Raw genomic sequence first — 18,642 nt, forward strand, 5'->3', positions numbered from 1 at the left:
CCGATTAATAATTGAGAATAAACATTCAAGATTTAACCACTGCTCACCTTAGCGTCCTTCTCCTCAAGAACTTGGTGCTATAGTAACTAAGGTTAATCTTCGCTGACTCTGAAATGGCTAAAATAACGTTTGATGGCATCGAGGTAGAAGTTCCAGACGGAACAACCATCCTCAACGCAGCCCGCACTATCGGTGGCGGTATTGTGCCGCCTGCCATGTGCTATTATACCCCACTGAAAGGCTCGGGGGGCAAATGCCGGGCTTGCCTGGTACGTGTAGCCGCTGGATCTGCAAAAGACCCGCGGCCGATGCCTAAGCTAGTGGCCTCGTGCATCACGCCCGTGCAAGACGGCATGGTAGTAGAAAATACAACCTCTGAGCAAGTACTCAACGTGCGCAAAGGCATTGTGGAGATGTTGCTCATAAATCACCCCCTGGATTGCCCCGTATGCGACCAGGCTGGCGAGTGTGATCTACAAAATTTCGCTTTCGAGCACGGTGTATCTACTACGCGCTACGAGGAAGAGCGCCGCACCTTCGAGAAGATCGACATCGGTCCGCTGATTCAGCTGCACATGACGCGCTGCATTCTGTGCTACCGTTGCGTATACACTGCCGACCAGCTCACCGAAAAGCGTGTGCACGGCGTGCTAGGCCGGGGCGATGCGGCTGAGATAGGCACTTATATCGAAAACATTATCGATAACGACTTTTCTGGTAATGTTATCGATGTGTGTCCCGTGGGGGCACTGACCGACAAAACTTGGCGCTTTAAGCAACGGGTATGGTTTACGAAACCCATGAACGCCCACCGCGACTGCCCTAAGTGCACCGGCAATGTGGTGCTTTGGTACAAAGGCAAAGATGTACTGCGCATTACGGCTCGCAAAAACGAGTATGGTGAAGTAAAAGAGTGGATTTGCAACGAGTGCCGGTTCGAGAAGAAAGAAACTGCCGATTGGACTCTCGAGGGCCCCGCGCATATTGATCGGGCCTCCGTTATTTCGGCTAATCACTATGAGTTACCCGTGGTTAATCCGCAGATAATTGCAGATTTACCCGAGAGTTCGGTACGTGACTTAGAGCAAAACCCTCCCCTGAAATTGGGTAATTAATTAGGTACTGGTTATTTCTGCTGATTTGCTAATTGGCTAAACGATAGGCATAACCAGTACTAAAACTGGTACTATACTACATGGAACTTACCGCACTGGGCTGGCAAGCCCTCGTTATTCTGGCAGTGTTCGGCATTTCGCTGCTCATCGCCACGTATTCTACTTATGCGGAGCGCGTAATTGCGGCTTTCCTGCAAGACCGCGTCGGTCCCGACCGTGCCGGCCCGTTCGGACTGCTCCAACCACTAGCCGATGCCGTAAAGCTCTTCACTAAAGAGGAGTTCTTTCCAGCAGGGTCTAACCGTGCTTTGTTTGTCTTCGGTCCCTGCTTGGCCATGGTCACGGCCCTGATGGCATCGGCGGTTATCCCGTTTGGCAACTATTTGCAGTTTGGAAGCACCATCATCTGGTTACAAGGGATTGAAGTCAATATTGGAATGCTGTACGTGTTTGGCGTGGTGTCGCTGGGCGTATACGGTATTATGATCGGTGGCTGGGCCTCCAACAACAAGTTCTCACTGCTGGGAGCCATCCGGGCTGCTTCGCAAAACATTAGCTACGAGCTAGCTATGGGCCTATCGTTGATTGCCGTACTGATGATTAGCGAGACCCTGTCGTTGCGCGAAATCACCTTGCAGCAATCGGTGCCCGGCGAGTGGCAGTTTTGGAATATTGTAAAGCAGCCGCTTGGCTTTCTTATCTTCCTAGTATGCGCATTCGCTGAAACCAACCGTACCCCTTTTGATTTGCCGGAGTGCGAAACGGAATTGGTGGGCGGATATCACACCGAGTACAGCTCCATGAAAATGGGCTTGTACCTGTTCGCTGAATACATCAACATATTTGTGGCTTCGGCCGTGATGAGCGTGCTGTATTTCGGTGGCTTCAACTTTCCGTTTCAGTATGAGCTACGGGCTTTCCTAGCGGAGTCGCAGGGCATGGTAACGGCTCATAACATTGTAACGGCCTTAGGAGTAGTGACCATCTTTGTTAAGATCTTCTCCTTTATCTTCTTCTTTATGTGGGTGCGCTGGACTTTGCCACGCTTCCGCTACGACCAGCTTATGCGTTTGGGCTGGACAATCCTGATTCCGCTGGCCATCTTCAATATTCTGCTCACTGGGGGGCTTATTATTTTTAATATCATCCCGCAGGTGCCGAAGTGGTGGCTGGTGCAATAAGCACTAGCACCTCCATAGATTATTAGGCTGCTCATCCGATTTACTCGGATTTAGAAACCAACCATCATGCAATCCTTAAGCAATAGAGCAAAGAAACTGGAAAAGAAGCCGATGACGCTCGCGGAGCGAGCATACTTGCCGGCTATCTTCCAGGGCCTGAGCATTACCATGCGGCACTTCTTTTCCAAGAAAGCTACCATTCGGTATCCGGAGGAGACGCGGCCGTTTTCCCCTATCTTCCGGGGCCTGCATGTGCTCAAGCGCGACGAGCAGGGCCGGGAACGGTGCACCGCCTGTGGACTTTGCGCAGTGGCCTGCCCGGCCGAAGCTATTACTATGGTAGCCGGTGAGCGTAAAAAAGGCGAGGAAGGTCTTTACCGCGAAGAGAAGTATGCTATCAGCTACGAAGTGAATATGCTGCGCTGCATCTTCTGCGGTTTATGCGAAGAAGCCTGTCCAAAAGCTGCCGTCTATTTGCAAGCCGACAAAATGGCTCCTCCACGCTTCGAACGCGACGAGTTTATCTATGGCAAAGACCGCTTGGTGGAACCGGTGTCCCCAGACGCCCGATCTCAGCGTGGTATTCAGCTGACGCCTGAGCAGGCAGAGGCACTTCGCAATAAAATGGCTCAGCAGCCTATATAATTACTAAATCTTGGCTTGGTAGTAAACCTTCTAAACTAAATGAGCCTTCTCAGCTGCAAAAACTTAGTTTTGCAGCTGAGAAGGCTCATTTAGTTTAGAAGGTTTACAAACTCATTTTAGCTTCATATAACTGCATTACACTCCGCTGTTGTGTTACTTTTAATACCTTATTCTACTCTGTAGATTTTTTCAAGATTTAGTTAACTATTAAGGCTCTTATCACGTAGGACAGCGCTTATCTGAGGAGCAAAGCTCATATTTCTCATCCTATCTAGTCACTTGTTAATCTTTAGTGAAGCACATTTAAATTCATCAGCGATTCAAGTGTAAATACTTATGAACTGCTGCTTTCATACAACTGCGGACTATTTTTTCAGAAATTATCATATTTACACGTCTTATTTTATGAGGTTTTCGTATGCGCTGCATATTCTACTAACCAATGGAAAAGATTAGATCAGTTCGGGTTCTAGATGTACCTCTCTTTGCCGGCGACATAAAGAAGGCTTCTAGCCTCTTAATTAATGAAATGCGCGGTGAGAACCGTCAAAATCATTGTATCAGTGCCACTGGCGCGCATGGATTAGTTACAGCTCATTCTGACGCACACCTTAAGAATATTCTAACTAACTTCTACATCAATTTGCCCGATGGGATGCCTGCTGTGTGGGTAGGGCGAATAAAAGGGGAAAAGGAAATGCAACGGTGCTACGGCCCAGATTTTTTTGCCGAAATGATGCAAGTGACAGCTCAAGAGGCAGTTAGGCACTTTTTCTGCGGTGGAAAAGAAGGAGTAGCTGATGAGTTAAAAGCTGCCTGCGAAAGTAAATTCAATAATCACGGCGTCGTAGGAACATTTTGTCCTCCATTTCGCGATCTGTCTGATCAAGAATTTAAAGATTTAGGAGACAAGATTAATGAGTTGAATATCAATGTAGTATGGGTTGGCATTAGTACTCCCAAACAAGAAAAATTCGCTTACAAACTAGCTCGCTACACCAATGTACACTTCCTAGTTACAGTAGGAGCAGCCTTCGATTTTCATATTGGTAGGGTTGTACAAGCGCCGAGTTTTATGCAGAAAATGGGCTTAGAATGGTTTTTTCGCTTATGCGTAGAGCCTAAGCGACTTTGGAAGCGATACTTGCAAATTGTCCCTCTGTTCCTTTATTACAACGCTTTAAATTTAACACACTCTAAAATTCAACATCGACAATTATGAGCAAAAATGTTCTCGTCTGTGGCGGCGGTGGTTTCATTGGTGGCCACTTAGTTAAAAGATTAAAAAGTGAAGGCTATTGGGTAAGAGTATGTGACCTGAAGCGTAACGAATTCAGTCCTTCACTCGCTGATGAGTTTATCGTAGGCGACCTGACTGATCCCGTAATTTGTCGGGAGGTGGTGAAGGATATAGAAGATGTCTACCAATTGGCCGCTGATATGGGAGGAGCAGGTTATATCTTCACTGGTAATAACGATGCAGCCGTGATGTATAACTCAGCTACTATCAACCTCAATGTTGCTGAAGCCAGTCGCTTGGCAGGAGTAAAGAAAATCTTCTACTCCTCATCGGCCTGTATGTATCCTGAATACAACCAATTAGATCCTGATAACCCCAAATGCTCCGAGGAGTCGGCTTACCCTGCTGCTCCTGATAGCGAGTATGGCTGGGAAAAATTGTTTAGCGAGCGTCTATACTTGGCCTACAATCGAAATCACGGTATCGAGGTGCGCATAGCACGCTTTCACAATATTTTTGGTGAAGAAGGAACTTGGACAGGTGGAAAAGAGAAGGCCCCTGCTGCAATGTGCCGAAAGGTAGCGTCTGCTGAAGAAGGTGGTACAATGGAAATATGGGGTGATGGTAAACAAACACGCTCTTTCCTTCATGTACAGGATTGCTGTGATGCCGTTCGACTACTCATGGACTCTGATTTCTCTGGTCCTGTTAACATTGGCTCAGAAGAGATGATCACTATCAACGATCTTGCTAAGATGGTAATGGAAATAGGAAATAAGCCTTTGAGTATCAAGAATATTCCTGGTCCTACTGGAGTACGGGGAAGAAATTCTGACAACGCTTTGATTCGGGAGAAACTTGGCTGGGAACCAAAACTTAATCTGCGTCAAGGGTTAGAAAGAACATATCCTTGGATTGCTGAGCAGGTAGCCAAGCAACTGGAAACTGTAGAATAAGTCTAGTCCACTACTTCTCAAATGCAAAAGGCAGCAATATGCTGCCTTTTGCATTTGAGAAGTAGTGGACTAGACTTATAGACTTTGAACTGGTAATTCTTATTGCTAAGAACTTTTGCCATGCGAACTAGTATCTTTATGGCGTTAATACTTTTTATTGATCTGCTAAGTATAAACTTAGTCTCGCGTTTTTTATGTCTCCTCTCTTTTTCTTCCTGTCGTTTGTAGCCCTGTTCAGTGCGCTGGGTGTGGTACTGGCCAAAAACCCAGTTCACAGTGTGCTGTTCCTGATTCTGACTTTCTTCACGATATCAGGGCACTACTTGCTGTTAAATGCGCAGTTTCTAGCAGCTGTGAACATCATCGTATATGCTGGCGCTATCATGGTGTTGTTTCTGTTCGTGATAATGTTCCTAAATCTGAACGCCGATACCGAGCCCCATAAGTCTGCTTTGTCTAAGATAGCAGCGGCAATAGCTGGCGGCTCTCTTCTACTGATTTTGGTAGCCGCATTACGCGACATTCAGCCAAGTGGGGCTAACGCTGACACCTTTGACTCACAAATCGGCATGGTAGACCGGCTGGGCATGGTGCTTTATCAGCAGTATATGCTGCCATTTGAGTTGGTTTCGGTGCTGTTTCTGGCCGCTATGGTGGGTGCGGTAATGCTAGGCAAGCGAGAAACAGGCGAGCGAAATTTCTAGAGTTTTCCAATCACAAAAAGCAAAAGCGACAACTAATGTATCAGTTGTCGCTTTTGCTTTTTAAAGCACTTTATTTTCACTGAGTAGAAATATCTAAGTCGACTCTCGAGTGCCAACTTGCAGCACAATCTAATATCAAGATTAAAAGTAGATTAATTATAGATGGTAGTAAAACTATTAACGAAGGAAGCGGTATATATTTGCACTCAGTTAGCAATGCTTGGGTAATTTATAAAGTCGCGGGTCGGCTGAGTATAAACAACAGGCGGCGCGACGCATATCAAGTACGTGTGCTACCTATGTACTGTAACTCTCCCTCCTCAAATGTTGACTACGCTACGTCCAGAGCTTAACGAGAAGCTTTTTTTGCGCGACCCTCAGGAAACTGATCTTGGCCGCAAAATCATAGCTACAAGCGTGCAGCTTATCGATGAACTTGGATTCGAGCTCTTCACTTTTAAAAAACTAGCCCATCAAATAGGCTCCACGGAAGCCTCACTGTATCGGTATTTTGAAAACAAGCACCGTTTGCTCGTTTACCTTATTTCGTGGCACTGGGCATGGCTGCGGTTTCAAATCCGATTCCACACCCACAACGTGAGCGACCCGCATGCTCGGCTCCGTCTTATCCTGGGAATCATTACTAATGCTCACCGCGACTATGCTGCAACGCCGGAGCTAGATGAAGCTGCGTTGTACCGTGTGGTAGTGGCAGAAGCCTCCAAGACTTACCTCACCCGCGAGGTTGACCAAGTGAATCATGATGGCTTTTACCGCGAATACAAGAGCTTATGTGCTGACATAACGGTCGTGGTGCAGGAAATTGCCCCCCACTACCCCTATCCACACGCCTTGGTCAGCACGCTGCTTGAGGCAGCTCGCAAGCAGCTGTTTTTCGCGCAGCACTTGCCCTCCCTGGCTGATGCTCCGACGCCCGAGACGGCCAAGCAAGACATTCTAGGCTTTCTGGAAAGCGTTGCTTTTTCAGTACTGAGTAAATAATTGACGATAAATAAGCTCTATCATGGCTGAATCTTCCTCCGGCCTTACGCCAGTTCAGCGTCTGTGGCGGCTTTTGCTGTCAGAACGCCGCGACATCACTTACCTCTATGTGTATGCCGCGCTGGCCGGATTTATAACTCTATCGCTGCCACTAGGGGTGCAAAGCGTCATTGGCTTTGTATCGAGTGGAGCTGTAAGCACGTCGCTGGTAGTGCTCATTATCTTTATTGTGCTGGGCACAGTACTGGTAGGCGGTTTGCAGATCATGCAGGTGTACCTAGTGGAGTTTCTGCAGCAGCGCTTGTTTGCGCGAGTAGCCTTCGGTATGGCAGTGCGAGTGCCGCGGGTGCGTACCGAGGCTTTGGGTGACGAGTATTTGCCCGAGTTGATGAATAGAATGCTCGATACTCCCACCCTTCAAAAAGGGTTGGCTATTCTACTAATCGACTTTTCGACGGCTGGCTTACAGATTCTGTTCGGCTTGCTCTTGCTCTCGTTTTATCACCCCGCCTTTATTGCTTTTGGCTTATTGCTAATCATAATTCTGAGCGTTTTGCTTCGCCTCACCTGGAGGCAGGGCTTAGAAACCAGCCTGACGGAATCGAAATACAAATACCGCGTTGTGTCTTGGCTCGAAGATGTAGCCCGGACCGTGCACACCTTCCGCCTGGCTCCGCGCCACGCGCTTGTACTCGACCGCACTGATGAACACGTCAACGGGTATATCAAGGCGCGGCGCGCCCACTTCCGGGTGCTTATAGTGCAGTATTTCGGCTTTGTAGGCTTCAAAACGTTGATCACAGGTGGTTTGCTTATTCTGGGCTGCTATCTACTGGTTAACGAACAAATTAATATTGGGCAGTTTGTGGCTTCCGAAATTGTTATCATTCTGACAATCGGAGCGGTAGAGAAAATCCTGATTAAGCTCGATGTGCTATATGATGCACTCACGTCGATTCATAAGATTGGTCACGTATTAGACTTGCCTTTAATCGCGGAGGCAGGGGGGGCAAATTTGTCGCTCTCGAGTGAGAATAATCAGGGCCTTGCCGTGGACCTCCGGTCTTTATCCTACCACTATCCTAGCAACAGCCGACTGGTGGTGGATAATGTATCGTTGCAATTGCAACCCAATGAGCACTTGGGCTTAGCGGGTTATGATGGCTCGGGCAGAACAACGCTGTTGCGCATCATGGGCAACCTGCTCGATGGCTACCAAGGCATCCTAACCTACGACAATACATCATTGCGCGACCTGTCACCCGAAACTATATCGCGCACTCTCGGCGAGAACTTCTCTCACCAGCATTTATTCAGCGGTACTGTACTCGAAAACCTAACACTCAACCAGCCGGATATAAAACCTGCCGACGTATCGTGGGCTCTTGACTTGGTAGGCCTACGCGACGAGATCTATGCTTGGGCGCAAGGCTTGGGCACCTATATAACTGCTGGAAGCCCTATGCCTGATAATGTAAAGCAAAAGCTACTGTTGGCTAGGGCCTTGGTTCGCCGCCCACGGTTGTTGCTGCTTGATCATTTCTTGCCCGCCGCAGAACCTGCAGACCAACAGCGGATTCTAAAGCGAATTTTGGCCCCCGAAATGCCTTGGACCTTGGTTGTGGCCTCCTGCGACCCGCGTATCCTAACCCTATGCACTCGTACCGCCGTGCTACGGGAGGGCCGCATCGTAGCAGATGGCACATATGAGGAGATTGCTCAGACACCTGAATTGCACGACCTATTGACGGTATAAAAACGCAGGAGCCATAAGCACTCTTATGTTATCAACTTGTTGGGACTACACTAAGTGTAGTGCCGATGCAGCGCAATAACAGCGCTATTATCTACAACCCGAACTCGTAAATCTTTCTTATCATGCCTTTCGCTGAGCATCCCTTCTCAGAAGCGCACCCCGAAACTAGGCGATTCAGCTCGCTCAGACAGGTGCAGACACCCCGGGCCGGGCGCGTTCTGGCCCGTTGGTGCGGCGGCCTGGGCTTGCTTGTGCTAGTATGCGGCTTCCTCCCCTGGACCCAGAATATTCGCTCTACGGGCTCACTTACTACGCTTCGTGCCCAAGATCGGCCTCAAACAGTGCCTAGCACCATTGCAGGACGCATTATGCGCTGGCGGGTGCAGGAGGGCCAGCTAGTACAGCGCGGAGATACCCTAGTGGAGATTGCCGAGATCAAGGACAAGTACTTCGATCCTGAGCTATTGAAGCGCACCCGCGAGCAGCTGATTGCCAAGGAAGGAGCCCTTCGGGAAAACAGCGCCAAAACCGTGGCTCTCGGCCAGCAACAAACTGCGCTAGGCCAAGGCTTGCGCGTAAGCCTCGATAAGGCTCGTAACAAAGTCCGGCAAGCTCGCCTCAAAGTATTGAGCGACAGCGCGGAGCTAGTGGCCGCGAATACAGACTTTGCCATTGCTCGTCAGCAGCTTGAGCGCCAAGAGAAGCTTTACCAGCAGGGTCTCAAATCCTTGACTGAAGTGGAGCAGCGCCGCCTCAAGTTCCAGGAATCGACAGCCAAGCAGCAGGCCGTAGAAAACAAGCTGGGTGTAAGCCAGCAGGAGTTGATAAACGCCCGATTGGAGCTGCTTTCGCTGAATGCTGAATACCAGGACAAAATCGCAAAGTCGGAAAGCGACCGACGCAGTGCCACGGCCTACCAGTTTGATACGGAGGGCCAGATTGCCAAAATGCGTAACGAATACGCCAATCTGAGCATCCGCAATGCCTTTTACCGCATCACGGCGCCGCAAGACGGCTACGTAGTGCGGGCCCTCAAGCAAGGCTTGGGCGAAATCGTAAAGGAAGGAGAGCCTATCGTGACGGTAATGCCCTCGGCGCCGCAACTAGCAGCCGAGCTGTACGTGCGCCCCATGGACATTCCACTGCTGTCGGTGGGCCGCAAGGTGCGCCTACAGTTTGATGGCTGGCCGGCGCTGGTGTTCTCGGGTTGGCCGGGCACGAGCTTCGGTACCTTCGGGGGCGTGGTAGCTGTTATCGACAACATTGATAGCCAGGGCCAATACCGGGTGCTTATTACGCCCGACCCCGATCAGGAGCCGTGGCCCAAGCCCCTGCGTGTGGGTAGTGGCGTGTACGGGTGGGCACTGCTTGATGATGTGCCCATCTGGTATGAGTTGTGGCGGCAGTTGAATGGCTTCCCACCCAACTTTGTGGGCCAGCCGAAAGAAGCTAAAGGCAAGACAGTTAAAGCAGATAACAAAGCACCCAAGAGTGATAAGTACGCAAGCGCAGAAGAGTAAGGCTTCTTGTGCTGTAGCTGATAAGCAGCCGTCCTCTACCCTTACTACAAAACCTGATCTTTTCGCTTTTATGCTCCGCTTTGCTTTTATGCTGGTTGTATGTCTTGCTGCCGGACCCGGACTGTGGCCCGGGAGCCAGGCAATGGGGCAATCATCGCCTAGCGACACACCAGACGGACCCGTATTCACGCTCACCGATTTGGTTACCCACGTTACGCTGCGTCACCCGGTGGCCCGCCAAGCGAACCTACTCCCTGAGCGCGCTCAGCAGGAAATCCGCTTCGCCCGAGGCATGCTCGACCCAACGGTGAGCAGCAAATACTATGGTAAGGCCTTGGGGGGCAAAGATTACTTCGATACTTGGGACAACACGCTTCGAGTACCTACCTGGTTTGGCGTTGATGTGAAAGCTGGCTTTGAGCGCAACGTGGGCACTTACGTAAACGAACAAATACAAACCCCAGAAAGCGGCTTAAGCTACTTGGGTATCTCGGTGCCGCTGGCGCAGGGCTTGCTCATTGATGAGCGGCGGGCAGCCATACGGCAGGCACAGGCATTGGCGGGTTTGGCCGAAGCGGAGCGCAGAGGGGCACTTAACAAACTGCTGCTTTCGGCCGCCAAAGACTACTGGGACTGGAGCCTGAACTATCAGCGACTGGAGATGCTGCGCTACAATAAGGACTTGGCTGATGTGCGCTTTCAAGCCGTGCGTGAGAGAGTACGGCAGGGCGACCTAGCGGCTATCGACTCCGTGGAAGCGCTTACGGAGCTGCAAAACCGTCAGGCTCAGCTTCTACAGGCCCGCGTACAGTGGCAAAATGCCACGCTCATGCTGAGCAATTACCTCTGGGACGAGCAAAACCAACCTCGCGAGCTGCCGGCCAACGTGCGCCCCCAGCCCCTACCCGCTCCTATCGCCTGGCGTTCCTTGCCTCAGGATTCGGTGGAAGCACTGGTAACTTTGGCTAGCCAGATTCACCCGGAGTTAGCCAAGACTCGCGCTAAGCTTAGTCAACTTGGGGTAGAGCGTCGCTTGTTGTCTAATAAGCTGCTGCCCAAACTCTCCGTTGACTACAACTTGTTGCGCACCGGCCAGCCTTTCAATCCAGAAGGCGATATGCAGTGGACGGGCACTTACTTGTCCAACAACTACAAGCTGGGCTTGAGCTTCCAGTACCCACTGCTCTTGCGCCAAGAGCGCAGCAAACTTCAGCTCAACCAACTTAAGCGCCGCGAAGCCGAACTCGACTTACAGCAAGATACCCGCGAGGTGCAAACGACGGTGCGGACTGTGGCCAACGACTGGGAAGCACTCCGTGAGCAGCTGCGCGTGCAGGAGCAGGTCGTCCAAAACGCTCAAACACTACGCAACGGCGAGCAAATACGCTTCGAGAACGGCGAAAGCTCTGTGTTCCTGCTCAATTCGCGGGAAGCGTCACTGGTTAGTGCACGGATAAAGCTTGCGGAGCTACAAGCTAAATATGCCCAAACGCAGGCTACGCTCCGTTGGGCGGCTGGAGGCACCTTGGAATAATGGAGGTAATCCTACCTAAAAAAAGCCCCCCGAAGCTTCGGGGGGCTTTTTTTTAGGCGCTTTGTTTGGTCACTAAATAACTTACACGTGTGACGTCGATTGCGCTGTGGCTGTTGGGATATCGTCTTCCTGTGGTCGCCGCATCCAAGCTGGGCCGCAGCTGCTGCGCATTTTCTGCCGAAACTTCTCCTGCTCCTCCGGGGTCAGATGGGCCATACGGGACTCCATCTTTTTGCGCCAGATTTCGCGGCGCCGGCTCCAGTCGCCGGGCCGACTGCCGCGGCCCCAGCCCCCGAATAGGATGCGCGTCAGCACCAGCAGACCGAGGGTTTGCCAGAAGCTGATGGCGGGGCCATTGAAAAGCACAGGCACCAGCCAGTTCCAAAGACTCATCGTAGCGTACCCGGCCACGACGATAAATAGGGAAACAAAAAAGAAAATCTTTAGGCCGCGTAGCAGCCAGAACTTACGATTCATGTTGGGTGGATTTTAGCTAGGTGTGATGCCCGCTGGTTTTGTGCTGCACCTGTCGATATAGCGGCAGTTGGGAGGCATTTTAGTCGGTGAACAATTCGGTGTACAGTTTCTGCAGGCGCTTACGCAGGTGTTGAACGGCGTAGTGCTTGCGCGAAATCAGGGTTTTGAGCGGGACGCCGGTTTCGGCCTCCATTTCGCGGAACGTTTTTTCTTCTAATTCGTGCCACACAAACACCTGGCGCTGATTGGGGGGCAATTCTTCCAGCGCTTCGGCTAAGGCTTCCATCAAAGTCTCGCGCAGCAAACGGTTTTCGGGCGAGTCATCAACCGCGGGCAGCACATCAGCCAGGAGCAGCGAGGAATCTTCGTCATCGAAGCCACCCACTAACTCATTTTCCAGCGAGACAGGCTTTTTACGGCGGTAGAGGTCTGTGATTTTGTTGCGCGCCACCCGGAAAAGCCAAGCCGCCGCTTGCTCTACTGGCTTGAGCAGGCGGTAGCTTTCTACGAGTTCGGCAAATACGTCCTGCAGAACATCTTCAGCCTCCGCCTCGTCCGGAATCCGGCGGCGGATGAACTGCAGCAAGCGGGCGCGCTGAGTGCGTACCGCTTCCTGTATCTGCTGGTCCTGGTGGCCTGCGGTCATGGCCAGCGTGGCGTCAAGCGTGAGGGGTAGCGTTTCCATTCTGCTGACACAGACGGATGAACCGGTAAAATACTTTATGCCCACTAAAGTATGTGTGCTAGCGTGCTTTTTGTTGAAAATGCCCCCCAGCTAGTGTCCTCTGCGGTGCATGTAAAGTAAGCGCTACTGTTATCTCCATTCGAGCCAGCGCGCGTAGTAACCTATTATAGAGTGTGCGTTTTCCGATTTTCAGGATACCTTTGCCAGCTAATTAGCCCCGGCCGAGCTTCGGGGGGCTTTTTGCTTTGTCGGCTAGCCCAACTGCATGGAACAGACCATCCCGGAAGTCATTCGCACCGTCCCGCTTCAGTATTACGTCTTCTTTGCCACGGCTTTGTTTGCCATTGGCGTAACTGGAGTACTCACGCGACGCAATGCCATTATTATTTTCATGTGCATAGAGCTGATGCTCAACGCTGTGAATGTCTTGCTTACCGCTTTCTCCGCGTATCGCGCTGACCCCAACGGGCAAGTTTTCGTGTTCTTCATCATGGCCGTGGCCGCTGCCGAAGTATCCGTTGGCCTGGGCATCATCGTGATGATTTACCGCAATTTTCAGAATACCGACGTCAATCTGCTTAGCCGTTTGAAGTGGTAATGATAGACCGCATGTCATTCTTGATCTAACGTACGGAACGAAGGACCTTATGACTTCAGAACAATTTGTTCAATGGTGATAAGGTCCTTCGTTCCGTACGTTAGATCAAGAATGACAGGTGTTTTCTTATAAGCATACCTCTATGCAAGAACTCGTTTTACCCAATTACGGCGCTCCTCATCCTACGCTGCTGTACGTCCTGATTCCGCTGTTGCCCTTCCTGGGCTTCCTGATCAATGGCTTGCTCAATAAGCGCTTGTCGGCCACCGTGGCGGGCGTGATTGGTAGCGCCATGGTGCTGGGCTCCTTCCTGATTTCGATCTACCTGTTCACCACCTTCGAGCGCCAGTACACCGTGCAGCTCTTCGACTGGATTACGGTAGGCTCCATGCGCATTCCCTTCCAGTATCAGATCGACCAGCTCAGCCTAATAATGCTGCTGCTGGTGACGGGCGTGGGCTTCCTGATTCACGTGTACAGCATCGGCTACATGTCCCACGATGAGAATGTGGGCAAGTTTTTCAGCTTCCTGAACCTGTTCATTTTCAGCATGCTGGTGCTGGTGCTGGGGGCCAATTTTGTGATTCTATTTATTGGTTGGGAGGGCGTGGGACTCTGCTCTTACCTACTCATCGGCTTCTGGAACAAAAACCACGACTACAACAACGCCGCTAAGAAAGCCTTCATTATCAACCGTATCGGTGACCTAGGCTTCCTGCTCGGCATCTTCCTCATCTACCTCACCTTCGACTCAGTTCAGTACGCCGAGGTGTTCCAGAAAGCCGCCCTCAGCCAGTTCGGTCCCTACACTGTCAGCATCCTGACGGCTATTACCCTGCTCCTCTTCGTAGGCGCGATGGGTAAATCGGCTCAGCTGCCGCTCTATACCTGGCTCCCCGACGCCATGGCCGGCCCCACGCCTGTATCGGCACTGATCCACGCCGCTACCATGGTAACGGCGGGTATCTATATGGTGCTGCGGGCCAATGTATTGTTCACCCTGGCTCCGGCTACGCTCGAGGTAGTGGGTATTATCGGTTTGGCCACGGCGCTGTTTGCGGCCACAATTGGTCTGGCCCAGAACGACATCAAGAAGGTGCTGGCGTACTCCACGGTTTCCCAGCTCGGCTATATGTTCCTGGCCTTGGGCGTGATGGGCTACACTTCCTCCCTGTTCCACGTCCTGACCCACGCCTTCTTTAAGGCGCTAATGTTCCTCGGCGCTGGTTCCGTGATTCACGCCATGAGCAACGAGCAGGATATTCGTCGTATGGGCGGCCTGCGCAAAGCCTTGCCGATCACCTTCCTCACATTCTTCATTGGCTGCCTAGCTATTTCGGGAATTCCGCCCTTCTCCGGCTTCTTCTCGAAAGATGAGATTCTGGCGCACACCTACGAGCACAGCAAGCTCATGTGGGCCGTGGGCTTGTTCACCGCCTTCCTGACGGCTTTCTACATGTTCCGCCTGCTTTTCCTTACTTTCTTCGGCGAGTTCCGGGGCACCGCGGAGCAGAAGCACCACCTGCACGAGTCGCCAGCTTCTATGACGCTGCCGCTGATTGTGCTGGCTGTTCTGGCTGCCGTGGGGGGCTTTATGGGTGCGCCCATGTTCCTGGGGGGCAAACATTACTTGGCTGATTTCCTGGCGCCCATCTTCACATATTCACGCCAGATCAATCCGGGCGCTTTCACCGGCGAAATTGATCACAGCACCGAGCTCATGCTCATTGGCGCTTCCGTAGCCGCCGGTGTACTCGGTATCATCTTCGCCTATGTGCAGTACGTTTCTCGCGGCGTGCGGCCTGTGGCGGATGAAGCGCAACGCTCGGCTCCCGAGAGCCTGGTGTACCACAAATACTACATCGATGAGCTATACAACGCCCTTTTCGTGCGCCCCATCATGGGCTTGTCGCGCGGGCTGTATCGCTTCGTGGAGCAAGGTATCATCGACCCAATTGTGAACGGCTTAGGCCGCTTGACTCTTGGCGGGGGGCAATTAATGCGTTTCGTGCAGACTGGTACTATTGGCGTGTATCTGATCCTTATGGTGATAGGTATCGTGCTTATTCTGGCGCTGAATTTTGGCAAGTTTTAGATCTCGACACGCACCATACAGTAGATAATGCTTACAGCTCTTCTCCTTTTCTTTCCTCTAGCTGCCGCGCTGCTGCTGCACTTTGTTAAAGGCAACGCCGGACGCGTGTTCGCCTTCGGAGCGGCGCTGCTGGAGTTTCTAGTCGCGGTGTATGCGGCGGTTACATTCAATGCCAACAATGCCGGCCAGCTAGAAGTGAACTTGCCTTGGATTGCCTCGGCGGGCATCAGCTTTCACGTTGGGATGGATGGGCTTAGTTTGCTGCTCGTGCTGCTCACCACCTTCCTGGTGCCGCTGATTCTGCTGGCTTCCTTCCGCCACGATTATAAGAATGAGTCGGCTTTCTACGCGCTGGTGCTGTTCATGGAAACTGGTCTGATTGGGGTATTCACCTCCATGGATGCGTTTCTGTTCTACTTCTTCTGGGAAGTGGCCCTCATTCCGATTTACTTCCTCGCTGGCATTTGGGGCGGCGAGCGGCGTGTGGCCGTCACATTCAAGTTTTTCCTGTACACTATTATTGGCTCGCTGTTTATGCTAGCCGGCTTCGTGTATCTCTACTACCAGACTGGTCCCGCCGCCAATGGCCTAGCCGCTCACTCCTCCGACCTTCAAGCCTTCTATAACCTGAGCCTGACCACGGCTGAGCAATCTTGGTTGTTCTGGTTAATCTTTATTGCCTTCGCGGTGAAGATGCCAATTTTCCCCTTCCACACCTGGCAGCCTGATACCTACACCGAAGCCCCGGCTCCGGCTACCATGTTGCTCTCGGGCATTATGCTGAAAATGGGTATCTACGGCTGCCTGCGCTGGTTGCTGCCGATTGTGCCGCGCGGCGTGAGTCAGTGGGGCTCGCTGGTGATGATTCTGGCTGTTATCGGCATTATCTACGGCGCCATCATCGCTATTCGACAGCGCGACATGAAGCGCCTGATTGCTTATTCTTCCCTTTCCCACGTCGGGCTGATGGCAGCGGGCGTGTTTTCGCTCACGCAAATGGGCTTACAGGGCGCCGTGGTGCAGATGCTGGCTCACGGCGTGAACGTGGTGGGCATGTTCTTCATTGCCGACATCATCCAGCGCCGCACTAACACCCGCCTGATTCCGGAGCTGGGCGGCCTGACTCAAACTACGCCCCTGCTATCTGTGAGCTTCTTAGTAGTGCTGCTGGCCACGGTGGCCTTGCCCCTGACCAGTGGGTTTGTGGGTGAATTTCTGCTGCTGGCCGGCGTGTTTCAGTACAACAACTGGCTGGGCGCCGTGGCTGGCGTTACCATCATTCTGGGGGCCGTTTATTTACTGCGCATGTTCCAGCGCGTAATGCTGGGCCCCTCCACCTCGTTTACGGCTGCCTTCCGCGACCTGAATGGGGCTGAGCTAGCCGTGCTCGTGCCCCTGATAGTTATGATCTTCTGGATTGGCTTGTTTCCAAATACCTTCCTGCAAATGTCGGAGCCGAGTGTAATTCAGATTCTGAATTTAATGCAGAAGTAAACACCATAAGCTCGTCGTTTGGTAAACTCTCAAACGACAAGTTCTGGGGGCATTTTTGACAACCATCGCAACAATACACGAAGTAGAAGTTCGCGCCATATCACGCTACTAACAACGATTCACCAACCGAAGGACAGCGCTGCTAAGCTGGAGTTTGGTGTTACATCCTGCCAATGGCTTCCATTATATTACTTTCTGTTCTGGGCATTGCCAATCTGTTCCTAGGCTTTCTGCGCTCCAACCGCATGCTGCTACCCGCAGCCATGGTTATCCTGTTGATCGTGTTTGGAGCCAATGCCTTCGATTGGAATGCACCCGCGCAGTCCTACTTCAACAACATGCTCACCATCGACCGCTTCTCGGTCGCCTTTACGGGCATTGTGGTGCTCACAACACTGTTGTTGCTGCCCTTCTCTCAAAAGTACGTGCGCGACAACGAGGCCAACCTCGCTGAGTATTACTCCTTGCTACTGTTCTCGCTCGTGGGGGCTATTATGATGGTCAGCTACGACAACATGCTTATGCTGTTTGTAGGTATCGAAATTCTAAGCATTTCCATGTACGTGGTAGCTGGCTCCGACAAGCGCAATGTGCGCTCCAATGAAGCAGCTCTCAAATACTTCCTGATGGGCTCGTTCGCTACCGGCATCTTGCTCTTCGGCATTGCCTTAGTATACGGTGCTACGGGCGCGTTCCAGCTTAGCGACATCGGTGTGGGCGTTACCAACCCAGCTAACGAGTCCTTGCGCCCAATGCTTTACATCGGCATCCTGCTGATCCTTATTGGTATTGGCTTTAAAGTATCAGCTGCACCTTTCCACTACTGGACACCCGACGTGTACGAAGGCACACCTACCTTCTTCGCGGCCTTTATGAGCACAGTAGTGAAGACTGCAGGCTTCGCGGCCTTCCTGAAGCTGCTGGTGCAAGCCTTCCCCGCTGCTCAGGCCTTCTGGATTCCTACCATCGTAGCTATGTGTGCGCTCACGTTGCTTATTGGCAACGTAGGGGCCGTGGCTCAGCAAAGCGTGAAGCGCATGCTGGCTTATTCCAGCATTTCCCACGCCGGCTATCTGCTTATTGGTCTAGTGGCTTTCAATGGTCAACTCAGTGGCCTGTCAGCCAACGGTATTTTCTTCTACTCGCTAGCTTACTCCATTGCCACGGTGGCGGCTTTTGGGGTGCTCAAATTGGTGCACGATCAGCGCCAGCGCGAGGACTATGATGGTCTGAATGGCTTGGCCCGTACTAATCCGCTTCTGGCTTTTGTAATGACAATTGCCATGCTTTCCCTAGCAGGCATTCCTCTTACGGGGGGCTTTTTTGGCAAGTTTTTCCTCTTCGGCGCCGCAGTCGACAACGGCTATATTGGCTTGGTTGTCTTTGCTGTCATCATGTCGATGGTTGGTATTTATTACTACTTGCGGCCTATTATTGCCATGTATATGAAGCCCGCTGACGATGCCGCGGCCGCACCAATTGCTGTGGGCGGCTTCCAGTCGGCCGTTCTAATTATTCTAGCTCTGCTCACTGTCGTATTGGGTGTATTACCCGGCTTAGCAAGCGGAATTTTATAGAATACGCGCATTTTGAAGCAAAAGAAAAGGGCGGTCCGATCAGGCCGCTCTTTTCTTTTGCTT

At 51.7% G+C, this 18,642-nt stretch carries 16 protein-coding genes; 14 read left to right on the forward strand and 2 right to left on the reverse strand.

Annotated elements, in window-relative coordinates; translation table 11 throughout:
- The first annotated feature begins 113 nt into the window (after positions 1 to 113).
- The 10 genes from ACW9KT_RS18250 to ACW9KT_RS18295 all read left to right on the forward strand — a co-directional run bounded on the left by ACW9KT_RS18250 (position 114) and on the right by ACW9KT_RS18295 (position 11,653).
- Entirely contained in the window at positions 114 to 1,115 is a 1,002-nt protein-coding gene (locus ACW9KT_RS18250; protein ID WP_457083040.1) for a 2Fe-2S iron-sulfur cluster-binding protein, read from the forward strand.
- An 80-nt stretch (positions 1,116 to 1,195) separates the two neighbouring features.
- The gene (gene nuoH / locus ACW9KT_RS18255) at positions 1,196 to 2,296 is read left to right on the forward strand and encodes an NADH-quinone oxidoreductase subunit NuoH (protein WP_457083042.1); all 1,101 of its coding nucleotides are present in this window, start codon (positions 1,196 to 1,198) and stop codon (positions 2,294 to 2,296) included.
- Between the two features lie 66 nt (positions 2,297 to 2,362).
- Entirely contained in the window at positions 2,363 to 2,941 is a 579-nt protein-coding gene (locus tag ACW9KT_RS18260; protein ID WP_457083043.1) for a NuoI/complex I 23 kDa subunit family protein, read from the forward strand.
- A 442-nt stretch (positions 2,942 to 3,383) separates the two neighbouring features.
- Positions 3,384 to 4,163, forward strand: coding sequence for a WecB/TagA/CpsF family glycosyltransferase (locus tag ACW9KT_RS18265; protein ID WP_457083045.1), 780 nt, complete (start codon positions 3,384 to 3,386; stop codon positions 4,161 to 4,163).
- A complete protein-coding gene (locus ACW9KT_RS18270) occupies positions 4,160 to 5,137 on the forward strand; it encodes an NAD-dependent epimerase/dehydratase family protein (RefSeq protein WP_457083047.1) in 978 nt (325 codons plus the stop codon). The genes ACW9KT_RS18265 and ACW9KT_RS18270 overlap by 4 nt, the downstream gene beginning before the upstream one ends.
- Positions 5,138 to 5,331: 194 nt before the next feature.
- Positions 5,332 to 5,841, forward strand: a complete 510-nt coding sequence (locus tag ACW9KT_RS18275; protein ID WP_457083049.1) for an NADH-quinone oxidoreductase subunit J family protein — start codon at positions 5,332 to 5,334, stop codon at positions 5,839 to 5,841.
- A gap of 324 nt (positions 5,842 to 6,165) precedes the next feature.
- Positions 6,166 to 6,843 carry a TetR/AcrR family transcriptional regulator gene (locus tag ACW9KT_RS18280; RefSeq protein WP_457083051.1) on the forward strand — a complete coding sequence of 226 codons (678 nt, stop codon included), beginning with the start codon at positions 6,166 to 6,168 and terminating at the stop codon, positions 6,841 to 6,843.
- Positions 6,844 to 6,865: 22 nt separating this feature from the next.
- The gene (locus ACW9KT_RS18285; protein WP_457083053.1) at positions 6,866 to 8,599 is read left to right on the forward strand and encodes an ATP-binding cassette domain-containing protein; all 1,734 of its coding nucleotides are present in this window, start codon (positions 6,866 to 6,868) and stop codon (positions 8,597 to 8,599) included.
- A gap of 122 nt (positions 8,600 to 8,721) precedes the next feature.
- Entirely contained in the window at positions 8,722 to 10,119 is a 1,398-nt protein-coding gene (locus tag ACW9KT_RS18290) for an HlyD family secretion protein (RefSeq protein WP_457083054.1), read from the forward strand.
- 70 nt (positions 10,120 to 10,189) lie between these two features.
- A complete protein-coding gene (locus ACW9KT_RS18295; protein ID WP_457083056.1) occupies positions 10,190 to 11,653 on the forward strand; it encodes a TolC family protein in 1,464 nt (487 codons plus the stop codon).
- Between the two features lie 81 nt (positions 11,654 to 11,734).
- On the opposite strand, the gene ACW9KT_RS18300 is transcribed toward ACW9KT_RS18295, so the two are convergent.
- Both ACW9KT_RS18300 and ACW9KT_RS18305 read right to left on the reverse strand, forming a co-directional pair.
- Complete coding sequence (locus ACW9KT_RS18300) at positions 11,735 to 12,130, reverse strand: hypothetical protein (RefSeq protein WP_457083058.1); 396 nt, start codon at positions 12,128 to 12,130, stop codon at positions 11,735 to 11,737.
- 79 nt (positions 12,131 to 12,209) lie between these two features.
- Positions 12,210 to 12,815, reverse strand: a complete 606-nt coding sequence (locus ACW9KT_RS18305; RefSeq protein ID WP_457083060.1) for an RNA polymerase sigma factor — start codon at positions 12,813 to 12,815, stop codon at positions 12,210 to 12,212.
- Between the two features lie 265 nt (positions 12,816 to 13,080).
- Here ACW9KT_RS18305 and nuoK point away from each other — a divergent pair, with 265 nt between their 5' ends.
- From nuoK to ACW9KT_RS18325, 4 genes are all read left to right on the forward strand, one after another.
- Positions 13,081 to 13,413 carry an NADH-quinone oxidoreductase subunit NuoK gene (gene nuoK, locus ACW9KT_RS18310; RefSeq protein WP_084444120.1) on the forward strand — a complete coding sequence of 111 codons (333 nt, stop codon included), beginning with the start codon at positions 13,081 to 13,083 and terminating at the stop codon, positions 13,411 to 13,413.
- Positions 13,414 to 13,555: 142 nt separating this feature from the next.
- Positions 13,556 to 15,508 (forward strand): NADH-quinone oxidoreductase subunit L, encoded by a 1,953-nt coding sequence (nuoL, locus tag ACW9KT_RS18315; protein ID WP_457083062.1) that lies wholly within the window; start codon positions 13,556 to 13,558, stop codon positions 15,506 to 15,508.
- Positions 15,509 to 15,535: 27 nt separating this feature from the next.
- Positions 15,536 to 17,002, forward strand: coding sequence for a complex I subunit 4 family protein (locus ACW9KT_RS18320; protein ID WP_457083064.1), 1,467 nt, complete (start codon positions 15,536 to 15,538; stop codon positions 17,000 to 17,002).
- Between the two features lie 173 nt (positions 17,003 to 17,175).
- Positions 17,176 to 18,579, forward strand: coding sequence for an NADH-quinone oxidoreductase subunit N (locus tag ACW9KT_RS18325; protein WP_457083066.1), 1,404 nt, complete (start codon positions 17,176 to 17,178; stop codon positions 18,577 to 18,579).
- Positions 18,580 to 18,642 lie beyond the last annotated feature (63 nt).

This window comes from Hymenobacter sp. HD11105 (assembly GCF_054051685.1).